The organism is Pedobacter sp. 01T416_2 (assembly GCF_056398925.1).
Genome location: NZ_JBFTQI010000285.1, coordinates 1 through 6,771, shown reverse-complemented (window position 1 = coordinate 6,771; position 6,771 = coordinate 1). Strand labels below are relative to the sequence as shown.

Here is a 6,771-nt window from a genome sequence, read left to right as displayed (position 1 = left end):
CATTATAGCCAGTTTGCTTGGTAATTACCTTAAAAAGCTGTTCCAGGGAAACATTTTTCTGCTTTATGGTTATTTTCTGTGCAAAACCTGTTGCACTTACCTGCATAATAGTCACTATTAATAAAACGCTCGTCAGTTTCATAGTCAACAGGATTTTTGGCAATAGCCGATTAGGCCAACATACATTATTGGTGTAATTTTTATACATTTGGATTTCTGTTTAGATTAAAAAAGGAATTCAACACTCATTTTCGGTTTAATCAGACATGCTAATCTGGGGCGCTTGCTACGCTCCAGATTTTTTTATATGATTACCGTTTTAGTTTCCGCTAAGGCACATTTCTGGGTTTTCTCATGGTTGGTTAGTTTGAGTTTATATTTGGTTAGTTAACAAGGCTCCTTATAGATAGCGCCTTGAGTTTATTTTTTATTACCGACAATTACCGTTCGGCCCTTAATTGTAAATTGTAGCCCCCCTGTTTTTTCGAATAAAGCCAAAACTTCTGAAACTTTATCGAACTTGGATATGCTTCCTCCTACAGGCAAGCGTTCAAGATTCTGGTCCTGATACTCTACCTCTACATCATACCACCTGGCTATTTTATTCAGGGCGGTCATCAACAGTTCATTTTCAAAAACAAAGCGGCCGTTTTTCCAGGCTACACTACTCTCGGTATCAACCGCATTAACTGTTAAAGTGCCTGTTTTGGCTGACACCCCCTCTTCGCCCGGTTTGAGTAAAACCCTGTGGTTGATCTTTACAGAACCTTCCAGCAAGGTCGTTTTTGTAACCTCTTCATCAGAATAGCTGTTGAGGTTAAAGTGTGTACCCAGTACCTCCACCTCTTGTCGATCCGTTTTCACGATAAAAGGGTGAATTTTATCCTTTGCCACCTCAAAATAAGCTTCTCCACTTAGTTCCACCATGCGTTCACCTGTCCCGCTAAAAGAACTGGGATATTTTAATGATGTAGCCGCATTTAGCCAAACCCTGGTGCCATCAGGTAAACTTACCTGATACTGTTCTCCTTTCGCAGTCGAAAGAGAATTCATTTGATGGCTATCCTGTCCATTTTGAGCTTTTACTTCATAAACCAGCATCCCATCTGCCGCTTTGGTAATTACAACTCCTGCTTCTTTGGCAAGCTCCCCGTTTGCTGCTGCCGACAAAACAATTTTTTTCCCGTTTGCCAGTGTTAAGGTAGCTTTATTGCTCCCAGGTTTAATTTCACTTCGTTTAGCTAAAGCTGAGGGTACCGATAAGGGTTTGGGATTTCTTAAGTGATATACTCCAATTGTAGTGATCAGCAGTATAATCGATGCAGCAGCAATGTATATCCAAAGTGGTCTGATCTTTTTATTTGTATTATTTCCAGGTCTTTCAACAAATTTCAACCGCTGTTTTGCCGAAATCAAAGCCAAGTCCACATCTACAGAATTATAGATCCGGCCTTGATTTTCCAGACTGGCCTCATCAAAAATACTTTCAAATATCTCCTTATGCTCTTGCGAGGCATTGATCCATTGCTCCAATTCCTCCAGCTCACCATCGTTGAGTTCATTAAAAAGATACCCACAGATTAGCGCTGCTATGCGGCTACTGAAATTTACATTTGGAAGTCCCATCGTTAATATATTTGGCTCAATTATCTCTATAACCGGATGCCTATTGAATTTGTCCAAAAGATTTTAATTTTTTTTTAGGAAGCCTGTCAAATGCATATTTCATATCACTTTTCAGATGTTTTTTTGGGTAAAAAACACGAGAGCAACCTTTGAGGAGGGCTTGTTATCCGCCAGGCCCGGCACGCTGGGTAGATTTACATATTATGAATATGGATTTGCTTTTTAGAATATTTGCCTGGCATGCTTAAAAGGAGCTTAATGCCGGACTCCTGTAAATAGAATAACCGCAATAAGCAGGTATTCGCTATTGGGCAATTTTTGCCTTAATAAATTAAGCCCCCTCATCTTTTGGCTGTTTACTGTACTGATGGTAATCCCTAGTTCTTCCGAAATTTCTTTTGGTTTTTTATCCTCCCTAAAGGTCATATAAATAACTTTACGGCATTGTTCTGGTAAAGTATCTACACATGCAAAAATCCGGCTGATCACCTCAGCATGAATGATATCCTTCAGGGCAGTTTGGTCTTCGATGAGCTCATTCGAACCTATTGAAGATTCATATTTGGCCTTTACCTTCTCTTTTTCTAATTGCTTGAAACATGCATTACGGACACAGGTATAAAGAAATGCTTTAATTTTGAAAATACTATCAAAATCGGCCCTGCGATTCCATGCCGTAACAAGGCTTTCCTGTGCAAAATCTTGTCCCATACCCGGCTGAGACAGGACGCGGCTGGCATAAACACACAATAAAGGATAATAGCAGGTAAAAATCTGATCAAAGGCTTGCTCACTCCCGTTCTGAAACTCATGTAATAGCACGGGATTGTCCTCAATATCCTTAGATTTGATTGATTTCCGTTTATTTGCAATATACCTCATAATTTGTATGCACATATATACATATTATCTCGATATGATCAAACTATTTTTAATAAATAACCTGCTGTTTATCATTTGCGGCAGATAAGACTTGTCTAAATACGAATTTCAGTCTGAACTTTCTCAATTAGTTTGTAATAGCAAACCACCGTCTATTCCTTATGCCAGTGCGTAAACTGCTTCCAAAAAAATTGTTCATAAATACTGYTCAGCAGCAAAATGAAATGAGCCTATTTTATACATTTCCAGGGCAACCTTATTTTCTAAACGTCTGTTTGTTTATATCCAGCTCCTTTATTTTATCGTAATATTTTTCCGATTCAATCTCATTCCCTAAGCCACTATAACCCAATGCCATTACATAATAGCAATGTACCTTGTTGCGATCATTTAGATCATCGTCCCAAATGGCCAAATCTGGAAGAGAAACAGCAAAATAGTCGATTTTAGATTCTTCAAAAAGATATTTTTCGCCGTGCGCAATAAGTCTGTTAAAACGGCTGCGGGCTTTTTCTTCATTGCCCAGTTCACGCCAGGCAAGTCCCTGATAGAAAATTTTATCAGGCTGTTGATCATTATAGAAAAAGGCCTGAGTGGGTTCCGAAGCCCCCAATGTAGCCTTTACGAAATGTATTTGGGCATTCTCTTGGTCACCAAGGCCTTTATAGGCCAAGCCTTTATAATAATCTATTTCATTCTCTTGGGCATTGGTTAATTTTCCTTCTCCCAGGTTATGTGGATATACATCTGTTTCTTTCAATAACCCTATCGCTTCATTAAAACGTTTTTCATTAATAGCCTTTTTTGCCAGTTCAACCCTGCAAAAAATGTACTGACCTGTAACTTTTCCTTCCCCACCTTCCCAGGGGTGGAATTTTCGCTGAGCAATCAGGTATTTAGCAATTTCATATTCGCCGACCTGGTTATGTAAAGTAATACGCTCAATGCACAGATCATCCCGTTCTTCAACCAAATCCAGATGTCTGATCAGCATCTCTAAACGTTTGGCGGGCGCAACAGCCATTTTTTTGTACAACTGATCCAATTCCATAAATATTCTGGAATCCGTTTTATCCAGTTCAAATGCTTTTTCAAGTAATTCCTTAGCCAAAACCTTATCCCCTCGTTTGTTAAAATATGCCAGTGCTAAATTTCTCAACAGGGTCGGAAACTGGTCATCGGTACTTCTAGAAATCTCCCAACATTCGATTGCTTCTTCATATTGGCGGAAAGCGTACCAAAAATTACCTAGATAATACGACGCCCTGCCGTCACGTGGATTCAGTGAAATGGCATCTTTAAGAATACTTACTTCCTCAATTCTGTTGGGGAAACATTTTTCCGGGGACAATTGAGCCGCTTTTTCATAACATTCAATCGCTTTTGATCGATTTCCACCCATAGACGCAAAATAGCCTAAAGTATAGCAGACCATCGGATAATTCTCTCTTCCGGCGTTGAGGCAGCCCTGCAATAATTCGCTTGCCTCTTGATATAATCCTGCTCCGGCAAAATCGAGTGCATATTCGATGTAACCGTGGGACCATCCACGCATGATGGTTTTCATTTCATCAAGGATGGCTTTGTCATTGGTCAATAAATATTTCTCAAAACGGCATCCCATATTAAAGCTGTCAATTTTAAGGGAATCCTCAATCCAGGCCAATGCTTCTGTGTCTCTTTCTAATTTTCTCAAAACAGAAGCCTTCAACTGACGGGCTTTATGATTGTGCCAGTTACGGATAAGGCAAGATTCGATCCGTTCCAAAGCTTCGCCCCATTCGCCCCTTATACTGTCTATTTGCGCCAGAAGGTAAAAAGAAGCATCCTGCCATGCCGCATTCCATGTTGCCTTAAAAAGTGTCGTATAAGCCTCCTCATTCTTGTTCTGCATCTTCAAACAAAGTCCCAGATTATAGTAGGGTTCCCCATCGTAGGGATTGGGATTGCGTTCGGTCAATGTTTCTAGTGCAGTTCTGAAATAGCCTTCCGCTTTTTCAAACTGTCCTCTTCTCATCATCAGTACACCAACAGCATTATTGCACCGCACATCTTTCGGCGCTCTTTTTAAGGCTTCAAAATAATAATCCAATGGGTTATAAGTGGCATGACGGTATTGTTCCAAATGCAGTCCGGTGAGAAACAACTGCTCAATTGATGTAATATCCGCAGGATCCAAAGCTGCTTTTGCAGGATCCGGAATGGGTTTTATTTCGRCTTTTTCTTCCTGATATTGTACTAAAACAGCCCCTTTAGCCGAATAAACGGTAAAAATTAATTCTTCGGATCTTGATTTTTCAACAGAAATACTTTTTTTGTATGGATTTGATGGAGAACAGGAAATAACTTCTTCATATAGAATCCCGTTTTTGTCTTTTAATTCCACTTTTAAATCTTCAAAAAGACTTGTCGTATAGAGAATCAGAACAGCCTTATCCCCCTCCAATTCAACATTGATAATGGCATCTTTGGTGGCATTCTTTACATAACCCACTTCAGAATAGGGCATAAAATACTGCGTCCATGATTTTTCTTCATAAGCTTGCAACCAGGAGAAATCGGGTTGATTATCCGTAAAAACTCCGGTCATCAATTCAATGTACGGACCGTCCACATCAGTCAGGTTCCTGTCCCAGGCTCGTCCAAAATCGCCGTGCCCCCATGTCCACTGTTTTTTCCCGGGGGAAACATGGTGGTTTGCAACATGCAATAAACCAGCCTGAACGCCATCTTCATAACCTCCGACAAAATTGTATTTAGACTGCACCGCCATATAAGATGTTGGGACCGGAATGTTTTTGTATTTTGAAATATCGACACCCGCCGAATAATCCTGCTTATAATACTCACCGGTTGCGATCGGAAATTTGGAGACATCTCTCTTTCCGTGGTCAAAAACGGCATGCACATCCGGTGGAAAAACCGATTTGTAACCATCATTTACAACTACCGCAGGATTCGCCCACCATAGGAAGGTTTGCGGGAGAGCGGTTCTGTTGTAAACTTTCACTTTGATTTCAAGAAAAGCCTTGTCAGGATGCAACGTAAACCCCTGCATTCCCTTTGTTCTGAACATTCTTTCTACTTCGTTGCACCAAACTGTTTTGCTCCCATCGTTGTTTTCTTCGATAAGAAAATCCACAGGGAGAAAAGTACTTGGCCGGTGGTGCTGAGGCCAATTAAACTCTATCCCACCTGAAATCCAAGGCCCCGTAAGTCCTACAAGTGCTGGTTTGACCACCTGGTTGTAATACACAAAATGGCGTTGTTTCACCTTGTCGTATGCCATATGAACCCTTCCTCCAAGCTCTGGCAAAATCATTATTTTAATGTATTTATTCTCTAAAAATACAGTATGGTATGATTTGTCTATTTTTTCATCCGAAATCTTCTCTACAACCGGATAAGGATATACCGCGCCCGAACTTCCTTGATAAATGCGTTTCTCCAGAAAAATAGGGTTTTTCTCTTCTTCACCTATTTGGTAAGTTGGCAATAATATATCTTCTTCCCAAACACGTACTACTCCATTTTCACTAACAGTAGATTGTATCAGGTAAGCGGTAATTTTTTCGTCTTGAAAAGTTTCAGCGGTATTCAATTCTGTCGAGTTAGAATTTATCATCTTCAATACTATTATTTGTTAATTCGTTTCAATTTTTTCTGAGATTCCTTTGGTTTCAACCATTCTTCTGTCGAAAATATAGCGGTACCCAACTGATCAAAATCCCAATAGCGTATTTTTCTAAAAAAAAGTCTGATCTCATCTGCCTGTCGCATTTTATCGGTAAGATTATGATCTTTTTGGCCTAACCTTTTATAGATGTATTTTTTCTGGGATTGCGATTATCAATGTGGCATAAAATTATTCTCCAGTTGTTCAAGGGTCTTTCCCTTGGTCTCCCTTACCTTAAGTTTTACAAACAGCCAACCAGCAAAACAGATGGCAGAATAAAAGTAAAACGGGCCATAAGTACCGATGAGTTTTGCCAGTATAGGAAAAGTAAAGACCAGTATAAAATAGGCCGTCCAGAGGCYTACTATCGATATCGAAGAAGCAATTCCCCTAATATTGTTGGGGAATATTTCGGATATAAGCACCCAGGTAACCGGAGCAAGGGATGTTGCATAAAGTGCGATGGCCAAAAGCACAAATATAGATATGAGATTGGGATCGGCTTTGATATTGAGAAAATAAGCAATGGCCAGATAAGCAAAAGCAAGTCCCATAGAACCAATAAGCATCAGCGGCCTTCTTCCTAA

The 6,771-nt window shown here is 39.9% G+C and carries 4 protein-coding genes; all 4 read right to left on the bottom strand.

What is annotated here, in order from left to right:
* Positions 1-420: 420 nt before the first annotated feature.
* Positions 421-1,683 carry a FecR family protein gene (locus AC1DPQ_RS13415; RefSeq protein WP_477581416.1) on the bottom strand — a complete coding sequence of 421 codons (1,263 nt, stop codon included), beginning with the start codon at positions 1,681-1,683 and terminating at the stop codon, positions 421-423.
* A 198-nt stretch (positions 1,684-1,881) separates the two neighbouring features.
* Positions 1,882-2,523: an RNA polymerase sigma factor gene (locus AC1DPQ_RS13410; protein WP_477609712.1), complete on the bottom strand. Its 642-nt coding sequence runs from the start codon at positions 2,521-2,523 to the stop codon at positions 1,882-1,884.
* Between the two features lie 241 nt (positions 2,524-2,764).
* Entirely contained in the window at positions 2,765-6,133 is a 3,369-nt protein-coding gene (locus tag AC1DPQ_RS13405; protein WP_477609710.1) for a DUF5107 domain-containing protein, read from the bottom strand.
* A 224-nt stretch (positions 6,134-6,357) separates the two neighbouring features.
* On the bottom strand, positions 6,358-6,771 hold a 414-nt coding region (locus tag AC1DPQ_RS13400; protein ID WP_477609708.1), incomplete at its 5' end, for an MFS transporter.